We start from the raw sequence: 19,829 nt of genomic DNA, 5'->3' as shown, positions 1-19,829 counted from the left end.
AACTACGTCCAGATCATCCAGTGGGGCGCCCAGCCCGAGGCGCACAAAGACTGAACCACCCCCCCGCGCGTCCTTTGGAGGCAACGCGATGAACATTTCGGCACGGACCGTCCTGACGATCGCGGTCGCTCCGGCGCTGCTGCTCACCGCCTGCGGTGACGGCGGCTCCGCGGCGCCGCAGGAAAAGGCGGGCGGCTCCTCCACCACCACCGCAGCCAAAGGGCAGCCGGACGTCAACGGGGATGGGAAGGTCGTCATCGGGGTCATGAGCCCCGGCGACACCCATGACAACGGCTACTACCAGAGCTTCGTCGACGACGCGAACGGCATCGCCAAGACCAACGGCTGGGAGGTGCGCACGCTCGACAAGATCAACCCGGCGGACGCGGTCAACCAGGCGCGCAACCTGTGCAGGCAGCGCGTCGACCTGATCGCCATCGCCGCCAGCGAGCTCAAGGACGCCCTCACCGCCGCTCCCGAGCCCCAGTGCAAGGGGGTCAACTGGTACGTCAACGGCGGTGGCGGCGTTCAGCAGAACGAGTACTTCACCCAGTCCCAGGACACCGTCAACCAGTCTCTCTACGCGGCCGGCTACGCGGCCGGACTGCTGCTGGAGAAGTCGGGAGGGGACAAGGCCGGCTACATCACCGGGCCCGAGCTGGACTTCGCCAAGCAGGCGGCCAAGGCGTTCAAGGCCGGCATGCGGGCCGTCGTCCCGAAGGCCGAGCTGGTCACCACCTTCACCGGCGACTTCGACGACTCGGCCAAGGCCAAGGAGGCGTTCGAGGCGCAGAAGGCACAGGGCATCAAGGTCGTCTACCCCTACCTGGGAGGCGCGACCGACGCGGTCACCCAGCAGGCCAACGCCGCCGGCGTGCCCGCGCTGACCCCCGGCACCGACCGGTGCGCCGACACCACCACCAAGTACGCCGTCTCGGTCGTCTTCAGTCCGGGGGCCTACTTCGCCGCCGCCCTGGAGGACTTCCAGAAGGGCACGCTGAAGATGGGCACGGCACGGGTGTGGAAGATGGGCGTCGACCCGGTGCCGACCGTCAAGATCTGCGCCGCGGAAGGCGACCAGCAGGCCCGCATGGACCAGGTCATGAAGGACATGGGAACCGGAAAGCTCGATGTCGATGCGGCCGTCGACGGAGCGCGGTAAGCGGCGAGGGACCGCGGCGGACCCCGTCGCGGTCCCGGCGCAGATGAACGCCGACGACCGGATCCCGCACCGGGAGCCACAGGTCCCCGAAGCCGTCGAGGTCGCCGGGGCCGCCGAGGTCGCGAACCCCGGCGTCCCGGCCCCGGCCCCCGCCCTCGACGCCCGGATCCCGGACCCCGGGACCCCGGACCCCGGGACCCCGGACTCCGGGACCCCGGCTCCCGGCCCCGGCTCCGCGACTCGGCAGGACGCGGCCCCGGCGGTCGAGCTGCGCGGCGTCTCCAAGCGGTTCGGCTCCGTCGTGGCCTGCGACGACGTCTGCCTGAGCGTGCGCCGTGGCGAGATCCACGGCCTCCTCGGCCAGAACGGCGCCGGCAAGAGCACGCTCATGAAGATCCTGACCGGCCTGGTCGTGCCGGACTCCGGGCAGATCGTCATGGACGGCAGAGAGGTGGACATCGGCGACCCGCTGGCCGCCGCCGGACTCGGCATCTCCATGGTGCACCAGCACTTCAGCCTCATCGGCCAGATGCGGGTGTGGGAGAACGTGACCCTGGGCGAGCGCGGCCGGGTCGACCGCGACCAGGCGCGGCGCGCGGTCCGGGAGGTCGCCGAACGCTACGGTCTGGTCGTCGACCCCGACGCCTACGTCGAGGACCTGTCCACCGGAGAACGCCAGCGGGTCGAACTCGTCAAGTGCCTGCGCCGCGACCCCGACCTGCTGATCCTGGACGAGCCCACCTCGGTGCTGACCCTCGCCGAGTCCCGGGAGCTGTTCTCGGTGCTGCGCAGGGTCACCCGCGACGAGCACAAGACCGTCATCCTGATCAGCCACAAACTCGACGAGATCCTGCACGCCACCGACCGGGTGACGATCATGCGCTCCGGCGCGGTGGTCGCGCGCCGGGAGACCGCCGAGACCGACGTGCGCGAGCTGGCCCGGGAGATGGTCGGGCGCGAGCTGTCCAAGTGGACCGCCGCGTCCGCCGTCGGGACCATGGACGCGCTGGTCGAACCCACCGCGGCCGCGGCCGCGGACCCCCGGGGAGAGGTACGGCTGCGCGTCCGCGACGCCCACGCCACCGCCCGCGACGGACGCCCGCTGCTGCGCGGGCTGTCGCTGGAGGTCCGCGCCGGGGAGATCCTCGGCATCGCCGGGGTCGAGGGCAACGGCCAGACGGCCCTCGGGGACCTGCTGTCCAGCCTGCTCGAACTCGACGCCGGATCGGTCGAGGTGTGCGGCTCCGCCGTGCCGGCGGGAAGACCGGGGGCGATGCACGGCGCCGGGATCGGCGTGGTGCCCGAGGACAGGCACGTCTCCGGCTGCGTGCTGGACATGAGCGTGGCCGAGAACCTGGTCATGGCCGACATCGGGGAGGTGTCCCGCAGGGCCGTCGTCAGCCCGCGCCGCATGCGCGAGCGGGCCGCGAGGCTGATCGAGGAGTTCTCCATCGCCACCCCCTCGCCGGACACGCCCATGCGGCGGCTGTCCGGCGGCAACCAGCAGAAGGTCGTGCTCGCCCGCGAACTGGCCGCCGGCCCCAAGGTCCTCGTCGTCGCCCAGCCGACCCGGGGCCTGGACGTCGGGGCCATCGAGTACATGACCGAACGCGTCTACCGGGCGGCCCAGGCGGGCATCGCGGTGCTGCTCATGTCCACCGAGCTGGAGGAGATCCTCACGCTCGCGCACCGCGTCGCGGTCATCCACCGCGGCGCGATCGTCGGAGAGATGGCGCGGGCCGACGTCGATCTGGAACGGCTCGGCATGATGATGGGAGGTCAGGCGGCTTGAACGAGACAGCGAACAGGTCGCCGAAGGAGACGGAGGTCCCGGCCGCACTCGCGGCCGGGGCCGCCCCCCCGGCGGACCGTCCCGGCGGCGCGGGCCGCCCGGCGGCACCGGCCAGGGGCCTGCCGTGGCGGGCCGGGCTCCTGGCCGGTCTGCGGTCCGGAACACCGCTGCTCTACCTGGCCTCCTTCGGTGTCGCGCTCGCCGCGGCCACCGTCCTGGTGACGCTCGCGGGCCACTCCATGGCCGACACGGTCCTGGCCCTCTACCAGGGCAGCCTCGAAGGAGGCGCCTCGATCGGCCAGACGATCGACGAGGCGGCCCCGCTGCTGCTCGTCGCCGTCGGCGCGATCGTCTGCGCCCGCGCCGGCATCTTCAACATCGGGCAGGAGGGACAGCTCATCGTCGGCGCCATGGCGGGCGCGGCCGTCGCGCTGTTCCTGCCCGGGCCCGGCTGGCTGATCCTGCCGCTCACGCTGATCTGCGCCACCGCCGCCGGAGCCGTCTGGGCCGGAGTCCCGGCCGTGCTGTTCTACTGGCGTCGCGTGGACGTCGTGATCAGCACGCTGCTGATGGTCTTCGCGGCGATGCAGCTCGTCTCGTTCGCGGTGAACCGCGACTACCTGCTCCAGGAGACCGCGATCAAGGGGCAGATCCTCTCGCCCCAGTCCGACCTGCTCCCCGAGACGGCGCGGCTGCCGCGCCTCGGCGAGTATCCGGACTTCAACCTCGGCGGGGGCGTGCTCGTCGCCCTGCTGGTGACCGGCGTGATCGCGTTCCTGCTGAAGTACGGCAGATGGGGATTCCGGCTCCGCATGCTCGGCCTCAACCCGGTCGCGGCACGCAGGACCGGGGTACGGGCGGCGGCGCTCGGCGGCGGGGCGCTGCTGCTGTCCGGCGGGTTCGCCGGCCTGGCCGGGGGCGTCATGCTCACCGGCAACGTGTACCGGATCCAGGCCGGGTTCGCCGACAACGTCGGCTGGGAGGGGCTGCTCGTGGCCCTGGTCGCGCGCAACCACCCCCTGCTCGCGATCCCCGTGGCCGTCTTCTTCGGGGCGCTGCGCGCCGGAGGCGGATTCCTCGCCTCCACCGGCGTGCCCCGCTATCTCGTCTCGGTCGTGACGGCCCTGCTGGTGCTCGCCGCGGTCTTCCCCTCGGCCTACGCCGAGATCCGCTCCCGCCGCAGGCCGGCGGAGAGGTGAGGGTCATGGACAGCTTCGAACTCATCCTGGCCAGCGCCGTACGGCTCAGCGTGCCGATGGCGTTCGCCGCGCTCGGCGAGTGGATCGCCGAGCGGGCCGGAACCCTGAACATCTCGGTCGAGGCCATGATGCTCGGCGGCGCGTTCACCGCCGTCGCGGGAGCCTCGATCACCGGCTCCGCCGACCTCGGGCTGCTGTGCGGCGTCGCGGCCGGCCTGCTGGTCGCCTTCACGCACGCCTGCTTCAGCCACCGCCTCGCCGTCAACACCTACGTCGTCGGGCTCACGCTCAACGTGCTGGTGCTCGGCCTGACCAGCTTCCTGACGATCAGGACCGTCCCCCGGCAGGTGGACAAGCTGGAGATCCCGCTGCTGTCGGACCTGCCGCTGGTCGGTCCGGGCCTGTTCGCCCAGCGCTGGCCCGCCTACCTGCTGGTCGCGCTGGTCCCGCTGGCCTGGTGGCTGGTGCACCGCAGCCGCTGGGGACTGCAGGCGCGGGCCGCGGGGGAGAACCCGCAGTCGGCGGACGTCACCGGCATCGACGTCAACCGGCGCAGGCGCGAGGCGCTGATGATCTGCGGCATGCTCGCCGGTCTCGGCGGCGCCTACCTGGCCGTGGCCGAGGTGGGCACGTTCAACCAGAACATGACCGCCGGGCGCGGATACATGGTGATCGCGGCCGTCATCTTCGGCGGCTGGACCCTCAAGGGCACGCTCGCCGGCTGTCTGGTCTTCGGCGCCGCCGACGCGATGCGCCTGGCCCTGCCCGCCCTGGGCTACGAGCTCAACCCCCAGTTCCTCATCGCCTCGCCGTACCTGCTGGCCCTGGTCGCCATGACCTTCTTCGCCAAGCGTCAGCGTGGTCCCGCCGCGCTTGGCACCCCGTTCGTCCGGGGGATCACATGAGCGCCGTGCCCCCTCCGAGGGGGCACGGGGGAGTTCGGGAGACCAGCACGACACGGAGGAGCCCGTGAAGGCCGTCCAGCACGCCGCGCACGGTGGCCCCGAGGTGCTCGAAGCGGTCGAGCTGCCCGATCCGGTGGCCGGGCCCGGCGAGGTGCTGATCGCCGTCGAGGCGGTCGCGCTCAACCGCCTGGACGCGCTCCAGCGGCGCGGTCCCGGCCTGCTGCCCGGATTCGCGCTGCCGCACGTCCCCGGCATGGACGTCGCGGGCGTCGTGGTCGCCGTCGGCCCCGCCGCCCCCGGCTCCCCGCCGCCCGCGCGCGCCGTCGGCGACCGCGTCGTGGTCGACCCCGCGCTGCACTGCGGATCCTGTACGGCGTGCGCCGCCGGCGACTCGGTCTACTGCGGCGCGATGCGCGTCGTCGGCGGCTCCCGCCAGGGCGGCTACGCCGAACTGGTCGCGGTCCCGGCGACCCACACCCACCCGGTTCCCGCGCACGTCGGGCCGGAGGAGGCCGCGAGCCTGCCCACCGCCTACTCCATGGCCTGGCAGGCGCTGGTCGTCCGGGGCGGGCTGAGGGCGGGGGAGACCCTGCTGGTGCACGGCGCGGGCAGCGGCATCACGGTCGCGGCCGTGCAGATCGCCCGCGGGCTCGGCGCCCGGACGGTGGTGACCTCGGGCTCGGAGGAGAAACTCCGCCGGATGGCCAAGATCGGCGCCGACGCCGTGCTCGATCACCGGGTGACGGACGTCGCCGCCGCGACCCGGGAGCTGACCGGCGGGCACGGGGCCGACATCGTGCTCGACCACGTCGGCCCCGCCCTCTTCCAGACGTCGCTGGACGCGCTGCGCCGCCGGGGCCGCCTGGTCTTCTGCGGCAACACCAGCGGGATGACCGCGAGCTTCAACCTGGTCGACGCCTACCAGCGGGCCCTGACCATCATCGGCTCCGAGTCGTACGGCCATGCCACGTTCGGCGAGATGCTGCGGTGGTACTGGGCGTCCGGCTGCGAACCCGTGATCGACTCGGTGTTCCCGCTGGAGGCGGCGGCCGACGCGCACCGCCGCCTGGAGAGCGGCGACGCCTGCGGCAAGATCCTGCTCACCCCCTGACCGTCCGTCCCGCGGCGCGGCCACCCGCGCGCCGGGCCTCCGGGAACCGGGTTTCCCGCCTTCCGGTCCGGGGCGGATTCCCCGGGACCGGGTCTCCCGGCTTCCGGGGCCTCACGGGGCCTCACGGGGCCTCACGGGGCCTCACGGGGCCTCACGGGGCTTCTGACACGCTCGGGAGTCCACGGACCGGTCACCGGGTTCACCGGGAGCCGGACCTCACTCCTCCCCCTTCCCCCTGTCCCCCCTTCCGGGATCTGGCCTGGATCCCACCGGGATCACGTCGCCGGTCGCCGGTCGCCGTCGTAAGGAGCAACCCGATGTTCACCGGCCTGACGGTCGTCGAATCCCTCGCCGTGCTGCTCGCGGGCCTGGCCGCCGGCGTGGTGAACACCGTCGCCGGGTCGGGTTCGCTCATCACGTTCCCGACCCTGGTCGCGCTCGGTTTCCCTCCGGTCGTGGCCAACGTCTCCAACACCGTCGGCCTGGCCCCCGGCTCGATCAGCGGCACCCTGGCGTACCTGCCCGAGCTGCGGGCCCAGCGCGCCAGGCTGGTGCCGCTGGGCGTCGCCTCCGCGCTGGGGGCGGTCTGCGGCGGGATCCTGCTGCTCAGGCTGCCGCCCGCCGCCTTCGACGCGGTCGTGCCGGTCCTGGTGCTCCTGGCCGCGCTGCTCATGGCGGTCCAGCCGTGGCTGGCGGGGCGGGCGGCGGCCGTACGGTCCGGTGCCCTGGCCAGGGGCCTGCCGGTGGCGGTCTTCGCCGTCAGCGTCTACGGCGGCTACTTCGGCGCCGCCCAGGGCGTGCTGCTCATGGCCCTGCTCGCCTGCGTCCTCGACGAGGATCTCCAGCGCCTCAACGGCCTGAAGAACCTCCTGCAGGCGCTGGTCAACGTCGTCGCGGCCGTCTTCTACGCCCTGACGACCGAGGTGGCCTGGGGAGCGGCCCTGCTCGTCGCGGTCGGCTCGGTGATCGGCGGACAGCTCGGCGCCACGATCGCCCGCTGGCTGCCGCCCACGGTGCTCCGCTACGTCATCGTCGTGGTCGGCACCGTGGTCGGCGTCGCCCTCGCCCTCACCTGAGCCTCACCCGCCCGCCACAGCGGTTTCGGCGACCTGCTTGATGTACCGGTTCCGGATCCGAATCAACCTGGGCATGTAGTGGCGGAGCGCCAGCGTTTCGGCGACCCTCCCGAGAGGACCAAGAGGTGCGGCGAATTCGACGATGTCGCTCATCACGGTGCCGCCGTGGTCATCACGCCGAAAACGGTGAGCGTGGTACCAGCGCCTGAAAGGGCCCGACACCTGCTCGTCGACGAAATATCCGGGACGTTCGTAGGCGCTGATCGTGGAGGTCATCCGCCAGCGGATGCCGAAGTGCCGTGCCCGCCACGTAACGGTGTCGCCCAGCCTCAGGCCGCCGGCGGTCACGCCGGCGACCGCCTCCTCGGAGGAACCCGCCATCGAGGCCGAATGGACGTCCACGTCCAGCGAGATGTCGAAGACCCGTTCCGGTGGTGCCATGACATGCGTGACGATCTCGAAACCCGGCATGCGTCAAGCCTAAGGCGATGCGTTCCGGTGAAACGTTCGGGGAGTCCGGCAGCGGCACCGGCTCATGTCACTGGCCGGCCTGATCAGCCGAGTCCCGGCCCGCTCCCGGTCCCGCGTTCAGAACGGATTCGGATCAGAAGGGCTTGGTGGGCAGGTACTTGCCGTCGAGGGTGATGACGGCGCGCTCGCCGCCCTCGGGGTCGGCGACCTTCCGCACGTCGAGCCTGAAGTTGATCGCGCTGATGATGCCGTCGCCGAACTGCTCGTGGACGAGGGCCTTCAGCGTGGTGCCGTAGACCTGGAGTATCTCGTAGAAGCGGTAGATGGTCGGGTCGGTGGGGACCGCGCCGGCGATGGAGCCGCGGGTCGGGATGGTCTGCAGCAGCATCGCCGCGTCGTCGTCCAGGCCGAGCAGTTCGGCGACCGCCTTCGCCGCGCCCGCGGGCAGGGCGTGCTGGCCGAGCACGGCGGCGGTGACGAACGCGACCGACAGGCCAGCCGCGTCGGCGATCTGCTGCCAGGTCAGGTCCTTGCGGGTCTTGGCCTCGACCGCGACGATGGCAAGGGCCTGGCGGGCCGTGGGGTCGAACTGGGCGTGTGGCATGACAACGTTTCCTTTCTCATGTGCCGGTCCGGGATGGCGGAAACGGCAGGTTCCGGTGGTGCGTGTCGACGCCGAGCCGCCGGATGGCGGCGTGAAGATCAGATCGCGAGTGCGGAGGGGCGGCCGGTGGCGTCGAGTTCCGCCATGATGCCGGTGCCGATGTCGTAGATCCAGCCGTGCGGGCCGACCGACGCCCGTGCAGGACGTCGCCGGGCATCGGCTCGCACTCCTCAGCGGTGATTTCGCCACCCGAGGCCACATCGACTCCTACTTCAGACGATATCGCGTCAGCCCCCGCATCGTGGTGGAGGCCGATTCCATCCAGGCCCTCATCGAGATCGTCCAGCGCAGCTCCATCGCCACCGTCCTGCCCGACGCCGTCACCCAGGACCACCCGCACCTCAGCCCGACACCGCTCGAACCGGCTCTGCCCTCACGCACCGTCACCTTGCTGCGGCGCGAAAGCGCGTACCACAGCGCCGCCGCCCGCGCGTTCGGCATCACCCTCGCCGACCACGTTCGCACTCGCGGCTATGCCCCCGCCTGAGCGGCGGACGTGCACGGCCCCACCCCTGTGGGGGAGTTCACGGCGCCCCACCTGTGTCACCGGTGTGCGTCAGTGCGCTCCGGCGGCGCGGAGCAGGCCGGCCACCGCGGTCTGCCCCCTGGCGACGGCGTGGACGAGCGGGGTGACACCGTCGCGGTCGGCGAGGTCGACGTCGGCGCCCGCCGCGATGAGCAGACGGACGATCTCCTGGTGGGGCGGGCCGCCGTCGCCGAGGATGATCGCCTCCAGCAGACCGGTCCAGCCGAGGTCGTTGACATGATCGACCTTGATGCCGGTCTTCAGCACCTCGCGGACGTAGTCCACGTGCCCGCGCTCGCAGGCGGGGATGAGGGAGACACCTCCGTAACGGTTGCGCACGGTCAGGTCGGGCCTGCCCGGCAGGAGGGCCCTGAGCATCGCGACGCTTCCGGTGACACCCGTGACCAGCCAGGGAGTGTCGTGCCTGGAGTCCTGCGCGTTCGGGTCCGCGCCGGCTGCGATCAGCACCTCGGCGACCTCGACGTGGTCGGCCGCCGCGGCGAGCAGCAGGGCCGTGCGGCGGAGCCCGTCGCGGGCCTCGACATCGGCCCCGGACGTGAGCGCGTCCCGGACGCCCGCGGCGTCACCGCGTGCGGCGCGTGCCAGCAGTTCCTCGTTGAGCACCCTCTCTCCTCTCACCGTGCGGTCTCCGCAGGCCGCGATCAGCAGGCCGAGCCCGAAGGTCGGGATCGCCCGGCGCTTCATCCACGTCCTCCTTCCTCCATGCTCTCGCCACCCGGCGCGGCGGCGGGACACCGGCGTGGTTCAGCGCTTCGTCGGTGTCATGCTTGAGCCCTCCTCCCGCCGCCGCTCCTGTCGGGCTTCTCAGCGGAGCCGGCCGGCACCTCTTCCTTTCCTGTTCCCCTCCTGGCCCGCCCCGGGCGTGCTGCCTGTCGGCTCGCCGGGAGGCGGCGGGCGGCACCGCCGGAGCGTCAGAGGTCGCGCTCCTGCTCGTTGAGGATGGCGAGTGCGATCGTGACCGCGCCGGTCGCGTCGCCGGCCTCGATCGCCTCGTACAGGTCCTGGTGAGTGGAGTCGGAGCCGAGCGCGGCATGTTCCATGCAGTGATCGCGGTGGACCGTGTCGCGCACCGCCTCGCCCATGCCGCGATACAGGTCCAGCAACACGGGGTTGTGCGAGGCCGCGGCGACGGACAGGTGGAAGTCCACGTCGGCGTCGGCGAACGCGTCGAGATCCGCGGCCTGGTGAGCGGCGGTGCGCCGCTCCAGTGCCTTCCTCAGCTCGTCGAGGTCCGCCGGCTCGCGTCGTTCGGCGGCGAGCCGGGCCGCCACGAAGTCCAGGCCGCGCCGTACGTCGATGATGTCCATCGTGGCCGCGCGGTCCAGGCGGCGCTTGAGCGCCACCTCGCCTTCGTCGGTCGCGGTGACATAGGTTCCGTCGCCTTGACGGGTGGTGAGCAGGCCGGCGTGGACGAGCACGCGGACGGCCTCGCGTACCGACAGCCTGCTCACGCCCAGCGCCTCGGCCAGCCGGCTCTCTGTAGGGATCTTGGTGCCGACAGGCCAGACGCCGCTCGCGATCTCCTGGCGGAGTTCGTGGATGGCGGAGTCGACGAGGGAGGTCCGGCCCACATGCCGCATTCGTCCTCTTCTCTAATCATCTGATGTCTGATAACTCTATGCCATGTTGCCCTCAGATTAAGGGGATCAGCCGGTATGGCTCAGATTCTGTTCACCGACATTCGCCTCCACCGCGCGGATACTCGAGATCGCTCGCAGGGTGAAGTCCGGCGGTGTGCCGACCACGGGGTCGGCCACGCCTTCCGCCTGACCGGCCGCGAGGACCTCGCCGGGACACCGGCCGGGGCGGAACGGCGTGCCGCGCGTGGCGGCGGGACAGGGGGCTGACATGCGCATCCTGATCGTGAACGTGAACACCACCTCGTCGATGACCGACACGATCCGCGCCCAGGCCGCGGCGTACGCGTCGCCGGGCGTCGAGATCGTCGGCCTCACCCCGTCGTTCGGGCCTGAGTCGGTGGAGGGGAACTTCGAGAGCTACCTGGCGGCGGTCGCCGTGATGGACCGGGTCGTCCGATACGACGAGCCGTACGACGCGGTGATCCAGGCCGGGTACGGCGAGCACGGCCGCGAGGGGCTGCAGGAGTTGCTCGACGTCCCCGTGGTGGACATCACCGAGGCGGCCGCACAGGTCGCGATGCTGATCGGACGCACGTACTCGGTCGTCACCACGCTGGACCGTGCCGTACCGCAGATCGAGGACAGGCTGCGGCTCGCCGGGCTGGCCGGCCGGTGCGCGTCGATCCGGGCCGGCGGATTGTCGGTCCTCGAACTCGAGAGGGATCCCGGCCGGGCCGTCGACGCGATCGTCGCCCAGGCCCGCAAGGCCGTCGACGACGACCGGGCCGAGGTGATCTGCCTTGGGTGCGGCGGAATGGCCGGCCTCGACCGGGAGATCACCGCCGCCACCGGGGTACCCGTCGTCGACGGCGTCGCCGCCGCGGTCGCCCTCGCCGAAGGGCTCGTCCGGCTCGGCCTCACCACGAGCAAGGTACGCACCTACGGGACGCCGCGCCCCAAGACCGTGACCGGGTGGCCGATCACCGCCGGGATCGCAGCCGGCGTTCGACCGGTCCACGAGGGACGACGGGGCGATGGAGGTGCCGGCTGATGGCCGGGCTGGACCTGCTGTTCAGGGCCCGCCGAGTGGTCACCGCCGCCGGAGAGGTGGCACGCAGCATCGGCGTGCGGGACGGGACGGTCGCCGCGGTCGAGCCGCTGGACGCGGATCTCGAGGCCGCCGAGGTCATCGAGCTCGGTGACGACGAGGTGCTGCTGCCCGGCCTCGTGGACAGCCACGTGCACGTGAACGACCCCGGCCGGACCGAGTGGGAGGGATTCGGGACCGCCACCCGGGCGGCCGCGGCCGGCGGCGTCACGACGATCATCGACATGCCGCTGAACAGCGTCCCGCCCACCGTCGATGCGGCGGCGCTGCGGGTGAAACGGGAGACCGCCGAGGGGCAGGTGTGCGTCGACGTCGGTTTCTGGGGCGGTGCCGTACCGGGCAATCTGCGCGAGCTGCGCGGGCTCCACGACGCGGGCGTGTTCGGATTCAAGTGCTTCCTGCTGCACTCGGGCGTGGACGAGTTCCCCCACCTGGAGCCGGGTGAGCTGGCGGACGCGCTTCGGGCGATCCGGGTGTTCGACGCGCTGATGATCGTGCACGCCGAGGACCCGCACGTGATCGGCCATGCCCCGCCCGCGCACGGCGCGAGCTACCGGGACTTCCTGCGCTCCCGGCCGCGCGGCGCGGAGAACCTCGCGATCGCGCACGTCATCGAGCTGGCCCGCCGGACCGGCTGCCGGGTGCACATCCTGCACCTGTCCAGCTCGGACGCGCTGCCGATGATCCGCTCGGCCCGGCACGACGGCGTCCGGATCACCGTGGAGACCTGCCCGCACTACCTGACGTTCAGCGCTGAGGAGATCGCCGAGGGAGCCACCCAGTTCAAGTGCTGCCCGCCGATCCGCGAGGCGGCCAACCGCGAGTCGCTCTGGCGGGGACTCGCCGACGGCACGATCGACTGCGTGGTCTCCGACCACTCGCCGTGCACACCGGAGCTCAAGCGCTTCGACAGCGGTGACTTCGGCGCCGCCTGGGGCGGCATCGCGTCACTGCAACTCGGCCTGCCCGCGGTGTGGACCGAGGCCAGACGCCGCGGCCACACGCTGGCCGACGTGGTGCGCTGGATGGCCGAACGCCCCGCGGAGGTGGCGGGACTGTCCCGAAAGGGCAGGATCGCACCGGGCCACCAGGCCGACTTCTGCGTGTTCGCGCCCGACCGGGTGTTCACGGTCGACCAGGACCGGCTGCACCACCGCAACCCCGTGACGCCCTACCACGGCCGGAGGCTCACGGGCGTGGTCCGCGGCAGCTGGCTGCGCGGCGTACGGATCGACATCGACGGCCCGCCGCAGGGCCGGCTGCTCAACCGAGGAGAAGCATGACTTTCGCCCGCTTTCCGGACCTGGCCTCGCGCGCGCTGGCCGGCAGTGTCGTGTATGCCAACGACGAGTTGTTCGCCGAGCGGGAGAACCTGATCAAGGCCGGTCCCGCGGTGTTCTCGACGGAGGACTTCGGCCACAAGGGCAAGGTGTACGACGGCTGGGAGACTCGCCGCCGGCGCGAGCCCGGGAACGACTACGCGATCGTCCGGCTCGGCGTCCCCGGCGTGGTGCACGGTGTGGTGATCGACACCGCCTGGTTCAAGGGCAACTATCCGCCGTACGCCTCGGTGGAGGCGGCCAGCGTCGAGGGAGCGCCGTCACCGGACGAACTGGAGCGGGCGAGCTGGGAGACGATCGTCGGGAAGAGCGCGATCAGGGGCGACGCCGAGAACGCGTTCGAGGTGGCGGACCGGCGGCGCTGGACGCACGTCCGGCTGAGCATCTACCCCGACGGCGGAGTGGCCCGGTTCCGGGTGCACGGCGAGCCGGTGCCGGACCCGCGCTTCCTGGACGGCACGATCGACCTGGCCGCGCTGGAGCACGGGGGAGACGTGGTGGACTGCTCGAACACGTTCTACTCCTCGCCGGCGCAGCTGCTGCTGCCCGGCAGGGCCAGGATCATGGGCGACGGCTGGGAGAACGCCCGTCGCCGCGACGGCGGCAACGACCACGTGACGATCAGGCTGGCGGCCCGCGGGCGGGTCCGCCGGGTGGAGATCGACACGTCGTACTTCGTCGGCAACGCGCCAGGCTGGGCCTCGCTGAGCGGGACCGGCGCCGATCATCCGGACGAGGACGCGGAGTGGTTCGACCTGGTTCCGAAGACCCGGCTGCAGCCGGACACCCGCCACCTCCTCCGCTCGGTGTCGGCCACGCCTGTGACGCACGTCCGCCTCGACGTCTTCCCCGACGGCGGCCTGGCCAGGCTCAGGGTGCACGGTGAGCTGGTCGCCGACGCCCACCGGGCGGCCGTGCTCCGCTGGCTCGACCTGCTCCCCGCCGAACACGCCGTCCAGGTGCTTCGCGGGGCCGGTGTGTCCCCTCGATCCGCCGAGGAACTCCTTCGCCGACGGCCGTTCGCCGCCGGCGACGTACTGCCCCCGGCGGTTCTCTCCGCCTTCCTGGGAGGACTTCGGTAGGTTCGAGAGCTCCGGCTCCACGCACGAGAAGACAGCGGTTCCGGTCCCGCGGGCGGTATCGCCCGCAAGGCCGCCCCGGCGTCACTCGGTGCCGGGGCTTTCCGGATCCGCGCCATCAGGCCCGGCGCGGCCGGGCGCGCCGCGTGAGGCACATGCGCATCCGGTTCGCGGGCGCCCTCACATGCCCGGATGACCAAGGCGCGCCGACAGCCCGCGCAGTAGTCCCAGGGCGGCGTCGGTGATGACGGTGCCCGGCGGGAAGACCTCCGCCACCCCGGCGTCGCGCAGGGCGGGTACGTCGCCGGGCGGAATGACGCCGCCGACGACGATCATGACGTCGTCACACCCGAGTACGGCCAGCTCGTCGCGGAGCGCGGGCACCAGCGTGAGGTGCCCGGCGGCCTGGGAGGAGACGCCGACGATGTGCACGTCGGCCTCGACGGCCTGACGGGCGACCTCGGCCGGCGTCTGGAACAGCGGGCCGACGTCCACGTCGAAGCCGAGGTCGGCGAAGGCGGTGGCGATCACCTTCTGACCCCGGTCATGGCCGTCCTGGCCCATCTTCGCGACCAGGATGCGCGGGCGGCGTCCCTCGGCCGCGGCGAAGGCGTCGCAGGCGTCGCGGACCGCGTCGGCGCCGTCCCCCATCTCCTCACGGTAGACACCGGTGATGGTGCGGACGTCGGCCTGGTGACGGCCGAACACCTTCTCCAGCGCCTCGGAGATCTCCCCGACGGTGGCCCGCGCACGGGCCGCGTCCACGGCCAGGGCCAGCAGGTTGTCGTTCCCCGCCGCACCCCGGGTGAGCGCCTCCAGCGCGTCGCGTACGGCGGCGGCGTCACGCTCGGAGCGCAGGCGGCGCAGCCGTTCGACCTGCTTGGCGCGGACCGAGGTGTTGTCGACCTTCAGCACCTCGACCTCGCGTTCCGCGTCGACGCGGTACTGGTTGACCCCGATGACCGGCTGGACACCGGAGTCGATGCGAGCCTGGGCGCGGGCGGCCGCCTCCTCGATCCTGAGCTTGGGCAGCCCGGCTTCGATGGCCTTGGCCATGCCCCCGGCGTTCTCGACCTCGGTGATGTGCTCCCAGGCTCTGCGGGCGAGCCCGCTGGTGAGGGTTTCGACGTAGGAGGAGCCGCCCCAGGGGTCGATCACGCGGGTGGTGCCCGATTCGTGCTGCAGGACGAGCTGGGTGTTGCGTGCGATGCGGGCGGAGAAGTCGGTGGGCAGGGCGAGCGCCTCGTCCAGGGCGTTGGTGTGCAGGGACTGGGTGTGTCCCTGGGTGGCGGCCATCGCCTCGACACAGGTGCGGACCACGTTGTTGTAGACGTCCTGGGCGGTCAGGGACCAGCCCGAGGTCTGGCAGTGGGTGCGCAGCGCCAGTGAGCGCGGGTCCTTCGCGCCCGCCTCGCGCACGATGCGGGTCCACAGCAGCCGCGCGGCGCGCAGCTTGGCGACCTCCATGAAGAAGTTCATGCCGACGCACCAGAAGAACGAGAGGCGCGGGGCGAAGGCGTCGACGTCGAGCCCGGCGGCGGTACCCGCGCGGAGGTACTCCAGGCCGTCGGCCAGAGTGTAGGCGAGCTCCAGGTCGCAGGTGGCGCCGGCTTCCTGCAGGTGGTAGCCGGAGATGGAGATGGAGTTGAAGCGCGGCATGTTCGCCGAGGTGTAGGCGAAGATGTCGGAGATGATCCGCATGGACGGGCCCGGCGGGTAGATGTAGGTGTTGCGGACCATGAACTCCTTGAGGATGTCGTTCTGGATGGTCCCGGTGAGCCGCTCCGGCTTCACCCCCTGCTCCTCGGCGGCCACGATGTACAGGGCCAGGATGGGCAGGACGGCGCCGTTCATGGTCATCGACACCGACATCTCGTCGAGCGGGATGCCGTCGAACAGGACGCGCATGTCGGCGATGGAGTCGATCGCCACTCCCGCCATGCCCACGTCGCCCGCCACCCGGGGATGGTCGGAGTCGTAGCCACGGTGCGTGGCCAGGTCGAAGGCGACCGACAGGCCCTTCTGCCCGGCCGCGAGGTTGCGGCGGTAGAAGGCGTTGGAGTCCTCGGCGGTGGAGAAACCCGCGTACTGGCGGATGGTCCAGGGACGGGTCACGTACATGGTGGGGTACGGGCCGCGCACGTACGGCGGGATGCCCGGCCAGGTGTGCGGGTCGTAGTCCTCCGCCGCCAGGTCGGCGGGGGTGTAGACCGGTTTGATCGGGATGCCCTCCGGGCTCTGCCACGGGCCGCCGCCGGTCGCCGGCCGCGCGTTCCGGCTCACGCCGGTGAGACCGACGCCGCGAAAGTCGGGGATCATCTGGTCACCTCCAGGTCGGCGAGGGTGGTGCGGACCACCTCCAGTACGTCGCATCCCGCGTACAGGTTGGCGTCGACGCCGTCGTAGCGGTCGCGCCCGGCCAGCCAGATCCTGGTCGCACCGGCTTCACGAAGGGCGTCGGCGGCCTCCGACGCGTGCTCGGCGTACCGGCCGTCGCTCGAGCACAGGCAGGCCACCGTGGTGACGCGCGGGTCGAAATCCTCCGGGCCTCCGGTGACGGTCTCGATGCCGCCCGAGTGGAAGACACCGGCGGCGAACGAGGCCCGGGCGGCGTGCTCACCCGCCGGGCCGAGGGTGGCCAGGAACACCCGGGGACGAACCGGCCGGGCGTCGGCGAGATCCCTGAGGTCCTCGAAGTCCCGGGCGTAACGGATTCCCCGCAGGGCGCCCTCCGGCGGGCACGGGGCCGGATCGGGAGCGCGCGGCGGTTCGGACAGGTCGGGGTAGTGGCTGACGCCGACGATCGGGGCGCGCCCGCGGGAGATGTCGCGCGCCCTGCTCGCGCGGACGGCGGCGATCCGGTCGGCCACCAGGCCGGAGGCGAGCGCCGCGGCCATGCCGCCCGCCTCCTCGATCTCCTGGAACCATCGCCAGGCGTGGTCCGCCAGGTCGGCGGTGAGGCGTTCGACGTACCAGGATCCGCCCGCCGGATCGGTCACCCGGGCCACGTGCGCCTCCTCCGTGAGCAGCACGGAGGTGTTGCGGGCGATGCGGCGGGAGAAGGCGTCCGGCAGGCCGAGCGCGTCGTCGAACGGCCGGACGGTCACGGCGTCGGCTCCGGCCACACCCGCGGCGAAGCAGGCCAGGGTGGTGCGCAGCATGTTCGTGTGGGGGTCGCGGCGGGCCATCATGGCCGCGGAGGTCACCGCGTGCTGGAACTGGCCGGGCGGCCCGCCGCTCACCTCGGCCATCCGCGCCCACACGACGCGGGCCGCGCGGAGCTTGGCGATCGTGGCGAACTGGTCGGCGGTCGCGGCGTAGCGGAACTCCAGCTGTCCGAAGGCCTCGTCCACGGTGAGGCCGTGGTCGGTGAGGGCGCGCAGGTAGGCGAGGCCGGTCGCGATCGAGCAGCCGAGCTCCTGCGCGTCGCTGCCACCGGCTTCGTGGTACGGCGTGGCGTCGACGACCATGGCGCGCATGCCGGGCAGGCCGCCGGTGCAGCGGCGTGCCAGTTCGGCCGCCTGCGACAGGTCGGCCGGTGTGCCGGAGCGGAGCCGGTGGCCCAGGGGGTCGGCGCCGAGACAGCCCCGCAGGGACGCGAACGGCACGCCGCGCTCCTCGGCCAGCGTCAGCAGCGCCGTGGCCGCCTCAGGGGTGCGGGCGCCCGCGTCCAGCACGATCGAGATCATGTCCAGGTGCACGCCGCCGAGGGCCCGGGGCAGGTCCTCGGGGGCGACGGCGAGCCAGAGCGAGTCGGCGCCGTTCTCCAGGTCCGCCGCGACGGCGTCCGGGTCGGCGACCTCGTGCCGCTGCCGTACCTGCCACGGACCGCCCGGCGCGCGGCCGTCCTCCGCGCGCGGCAGCGGAGCGGGCGTGTCCGGCAGGTCCGTGGCGTCGTACAGCGGTGCGACGGTGATGCCGTCGTAGGTCGTGGTGGCGAGCGCCTGCTCCGGCGAGCCGGTGTCCCTGCCCGCTCTGCGCAGGACCTCCCCGGCCAGTTCCCGCCACCGCTCCCGGATCGCGGCCGGGCCGTCCGTCACGACCTGTCCTTGATCTCGCAGATGACCGCGCCCGCCGTCACCGTCGCTCCGACCTGAGCCGACAGGCCGACCACGACGCCGTCCCTGTGGGCGGTCAGCGGTTGCTCCATTTTCATGGCTTCCAGAACGACGATCGTGTCACCGGCGGTCACATCGTCGCCGTCAGCGGCCACCACTTTGACGATGGTGCCCTGCATGGGGCTGACCAGGGCGTTCCCGCTCGCCGCCGCCTTGGCCCGGCTCCCGCCGCGCCGGGGCGTGCTCCTGGCCGCGGTCCGCTTCCCGGCGGCGGTGACGGTGGCGGCGGTGGCGGGGAGCACGACCTCCAGGCGCTTGCCCGCGACCTCCACCGTGATCCGCTCCCGCTCCTCCGGTTCCGCGGCCTCGACCTGACCGGCGTAGGGGGTGAGGGAGTTGTCGAACTCGGTCTCGATCCAGCGGGTGTGCACGGTGAACGGCTCGCCGGTGAAGGCCGGGTCCGTCACGACGGCCCGGTGGAAGGGCAGCACGGTGGGCATGCCGTCGATCTCGAACTCGCCCAGGGCCCGGCGGGCGCGCCGCAGGGCCTGGGCGCGGGTGGCGCCGGTGACGACCAGCTTGGCGACCAGCGAGTCGAACGAGCCGGGCACGGTCTCGCCCTGCTCGTAGCCCGCGTCGAGGCGAACGCCCGGACCGGAGGGGGCGCGCCAGCGGGTGATCGTGCCGGGGGCGGGCAGGAAGCCGCGGCCCGGGTCCTCGGCGTTGATCCGGAACTCGACCGAGTGGCCGCGCGCCGGCGGATCGTCGTAGCCGAGGGGGTCGCCCGCCGCGATGCGGAACATCTCCTGTACCAGGTCGATGCCGGTGACCTCCTCGGTGACCGGGTGCTCGACCTGCAGCCGCGTGTTGACCTCGAGGAAGGAGACCGTGCCGTCCTGGCCGACCAGGAACTCGCACGTCCCCGCGCCCACGTACCCGGCCTCCCGCAGGATCGCCTTGGAGGACTCGCGCAGCAGCGCCTCCTGCTCCGCGGACAGGAACGGCGCGGGCGCCTCCTCGACCAGCTTCTGGTGGCGGCGCTGCAGCGAGCAGTCGCGGGTCGAGACCACCACGACGTTGCCGTGGGCGTCGGCCAGGCACTGCGTCTCGACGTGCCGGGGCCGGTCGAGGTAGCGCTCGACGAAGCACTCGCCCCGGCCGAACGCCGCGACCGCCTCCCGCACGGCGCTGCCGTACAGGTCGGGGATCTCCTCCAGCGTGCGGGCGACCTTCAGCCCGCGCCCGCCGCCGCCGAACGCCGCCTTGATGGCGACCGGCAGGCCGTGCTCCTCGGCGAACGCGACCACCTCCGCCACGTCCGCCACCGGATCCGGGGTTCCGGCGACCAGCGGGGCGCCGACCTTCTGGGCGATGTGCCGCGCCTGGACCTTGTCGCCGAGCGCGGTGATCGCGTGTGGGGGAGGGCCGATCCAGGTCAGCCCGGCGTCGATGACGCTCTGGGCGAAGGCGGCGTTCTCGGCCAGAAAGCCGTAGCCGGGGTGCACGGCGTCGGCACCCGACCGCGCCGCGACGTCGATGATCTTCTCGATCGACAGGTACGTCTCCCCGGGCGTGGCACCGCCGAGCGCGTACGCCTCGTCCGCCATGCGGGCGTGCAGCGCGTCACGATCGGGGTCGGCGTAGACCGCGACGCACCCGATCCCGGCGTCCCGGCAGGCCCTGATGACGCGGACGGCGATCTCACCGCGGTTGGCGACCAACACCTTGCGCAGGCTT

The 19,829-nt window shown here is 72.3% G+C and carries 19 protein-coding genes; 10 read left to right on the top strand and 9 right to left on the bottom strand.

From position 1 onward, the window contains the following. The first annotated feature begins 88 nt into the window (after positions 1-88). The 6 genes from AB0N02_RS36895 (at position 89) to AB0N02_RS36870 (ending at position 7,245) form a co-directional block, all read left to right on the top strand. The gene (locus tag AB0N02_RS36895) at positions 89-1,162 is read left to right on the top strand and encodes a BMP family ABC transporter substrate-binding protein (protein ID WP_363956512.1); all 1,074 of its coding nucleotides are present in this window, start codon (positions 89-91) and stop codon (positions 1,160-1,162) included. After that, positions 1,131-2,954 (top strand): ATP-binding cassette domain-containing protein, encoded by a 1,824-nt coding sequence (locus AB0N02_RS36890; protein ID WP_363956509.1) that lies wholly within the window; start codon positions 1,131-1,133, stop codon positions 2,952-2,954. Before AB0N02_RS36895 ends, AB0N02_RS36890 begins: the two co-directional genes overlap by 32 nt. After that, complete coding sequence (locus AB0N02_RS36885; protein ID WP_363956507.1) at positions 2,951-4,153, top strand: ABC transporter permease; 1,203 nt, start codon at positions 2,951-2,953, stop codon at positions 4,151-4,153. Before AB0N02_RS36890 ends, AB0N02_RS36885 begins: the two co-directional genes overlap by 4 nt. 5 nt (positions 4,154-4,158) lie before the next feature. Beyond that, a complete protein-coding gene (locus AB0N02_RS36880) occupies positions 4,159-5,058 on the top strand; it encodes an ABC transporter permease (protein ID WP_363956505.1) in 900 nt (299 codons plus the stop codon). A 64-nt stretch (positions 5,059-5,122) separates the two neighbouring features. Next, positions 5,123-6,169 (top strand): zinc-binding dehydrogenase, encoded by a 1,047-nt coding sequence (locus AB0N02_RS36875; protein WP_363956503.1) that lies wholly within the window; start codon positions 5,123-5,125, stop codon positions 6,167-6,169. Between the two features lie 317 nt (positions 6,170-6,486). Then, positions 6,487-7,245 (top strand): sulfite exporter TauE/SafE family protein, encoded by a 759-nt coding sequence (locus tag AB0N02_RS36870; RefSeq protein WP_363956500.1) that lies wholly within the window; start codon positions 6,487-6,489, stop codon positions 7,243-7,245. A gap of 3 nt (positions 7,246-7,248) precedes the next feature. Here AB0N02_RS36870 and AB0N02_RS36865 read toward each other — a convergent pair whose 3' ends face one another. The 3 genes from AB0N02_RS36865 to AB0N02_RS36855 form a co-directional block, all read right to left on the bottom strand. Further along, the gene (locus AB0N02_RS36865; RefSeq protein WP_363956497.1) at positions 7,249-7,716 is read right to left on the bottom strand and encodes an SRPBCC family protein; all 468 of its coding nucleotides are present in this window, start codon (positions 7,714-7,716) and stop codon (positions 7,249-7,251) included. Between the two features lie 133 nt (positions 7,717-7,849). Beyond that, positions 7,850-8,320 (bottom strand): cyanase, encoded by a 471-nt coding sequence (gene cynS / locus AB0N02_RS36860; RefSeq protein ID WP_363956494.1) that lies wholly within the window; start codon positions 8,318-8,320, stop codon positions 7,850-7,852. Positions 8,321-8,418: 98 nt separating this feature from the next. Further along, positions 8,419-8,547, bottom strand: a complete 129-nt coding sequence (locus tag AB0N02_RS36855) for a hypothetical protein (protein WP_363956519.1) — start codon at positions 8,545-8,547, stop codon at positions 8,419-8,421. On the opposite strand from AB0N02_RS36855, the gene AB0N02_RS36850 reads away from it, so the two are divergent. Beyond that, positions 8,517-8,867: a LysR substrate-binding domain-containing protein gene (locus AB0N02_RS36850; protein ID WP_363956491.1), complete on the top strand. Its 351-nt coding sequence runs from the start codon at positions 8,517-8,519 to the stop codon at positions 8,865-8,867. The two genes, AB0N02_RS36855 and AB0N02_RS36850, sit on opposite strands and share 31 nt — an antisense overlap. A gap of 69 nt (positions 8,868-8,936) precedes the next feature. Here the strand turns inward: AB0N02_RS36850 and AB0N02_RS36845 are convergent, their stop codons facing one another. The 3 genes from AB0N02_RS36845 to AB0N02_RS36835 form a co-directional block, all read right to left on the bottom strand. After that, complete coding sequence (locus tag AB0N02_RS36845; RefSeq protein WP_363956488.1) at positions 8,937-9,611, bottom strand: ankyrin repeat domain-containing protein; 675 nt, start codon at positions 9,609-9,611, stop codon at positions 8,937-8,939. 227 nt (positions 9,612-9,838) lie between these two features. Beyond that, complete coding sequence (locus AB0N02_RS36840) at positions 9,839-10,507, bottom strand: FCD domain-containing protein (RefSeq protein WP_363956485.1); 669 nt, start codon at positions 10,505-10,507, stop codon at positions 9,839-9,841. Between the two features lie 66 nt (positions 10,508-10,573). Beyond that, a complete protein-coding gene (locus tag AB0N02_RS36835) occupies positions 10,574-10,825 on the bottom strand; it encodes a hypothetical protein (RefSeq protein ID WP_363956483.1) in 252 nt (83 codons plus the stop codon). Here AB0N02_RS36835 and AB0N02_RS36830 point away from each other — a divergent pair. The 3 genes from AB0N02_RS36830 to alc are packed head-to-tail and all read left to right on the top strand — an operon-like array spanning position 10,776 to position 14,037. Further along, positions 10,776-11,558 carry an aspartate/glutamate racemase family protein gene (locus tag AB0N02_RS36830; RefSeq protein ID WP_363956480.1) on the top strand — a complete coding sequence of 261 codons (783 nt, stop codon included), beginning with the start codon at positions 10,776-10,778 and terminating at the stop codon, positions 11,556-11,558. The two genes, AB0N02_RS36835 and AB0N02_RS36830, sit on opposite strands and share 50 nt — an antisense overlap. After that, a complete protein-coding gene (gene allB / locus AB0N02_RS36825) occupies positions 11,558-12,898 on the top strand; it encodes an allantoinase AllB (RefSeq protein WP_363956477.1) in 1,341 nt (446 codons plus the stop codon). Before AB0N02_RS36830 ends, allB begins: the two co-directional genes overlap by 1 nt. Next, the gene (alc, locus tag AB0N02_RS36820; protein WP_363956474.1) at positions 12,895-14,037 is read left to right on the top strand and encodes an allantoicase; all 1,143 of its coding nucleotides are present in this window, start codon (positions 12,895-12,897) and stop codon (positions 14,035-14,037) included. The genes allB and alc overlap by 4 nt, the downstream gene beginning before the upstream one ends. A gap of 177 nt (positions 14,038-14,214) precedes the next feature. Here alc and scpA read toward each other — a convergent pair whose 3' ends face one another. Genes scpA through AB0N02_RS36805 form a run of 3 tightly spaced genes read right to left on the bottom strand, consistent with a single transcriptional unit; the run spans position 14,215 to position 19,825 of the window. After that, positions 14,215-16,353, bottom strand: coding sequence for a methylmalonyl-CoA mutase (scpA, locus tag AB0N02_RS36815; protein ID WP_363956471.1), 2,139 nt, complete (start codon positions 16,351-16,353; stop codon positions 14,215-14,217). Next, positions 16,350-18,074 carry a methylmalonyl-CoA mutase family protein gene (locus tag AB0N02_RS36810; protein WP_363956468.1) on the bottom strand — a complete coding sequence of 575 codons (1,725 nt, stop codon included), beginning with the start codon at positions 18,072-18,074 and terminating at the stop codon, positions 16,350-16,352. The genes scpA and AB0N02_RS36810 overlap by 4 nt, the downstream gene beginning before the upstream one ends. After that, a complete protein-coding gene (locus AB0N02_RS36805) occupies positions 18,071-19,825 on the bottom strand; it encodes a biotin carboxylase N-terminal domain-containing protein (RefSeq protein WP_363956515.1) in 1,755 nt (584 codons plus the stop codon). The genes AB0N02_RS36810 and AB0N02_RS36805 overlap by 4 nt, the downstream gene beginning before the upstream one ends. Between the last annotated feature and the right edge of the window lie 4 nt (positions 19,826-19,829).

It is taken from the genome of Streptosporangium sp. NPDC051022 (genome assembly GCF_040683035.1).
Classification (GTDB): domain Bacteria; phylum Actinomycetota; class Actinomycetes; order Streptosporangiales; family Streptosporangiaceae; genus Streptosporangium.
The sequence above is the reverse complement of the archived record's forward strand: the minus strand, read 5'-3'. Positions and strand labels throughout refer to the sequence as shown.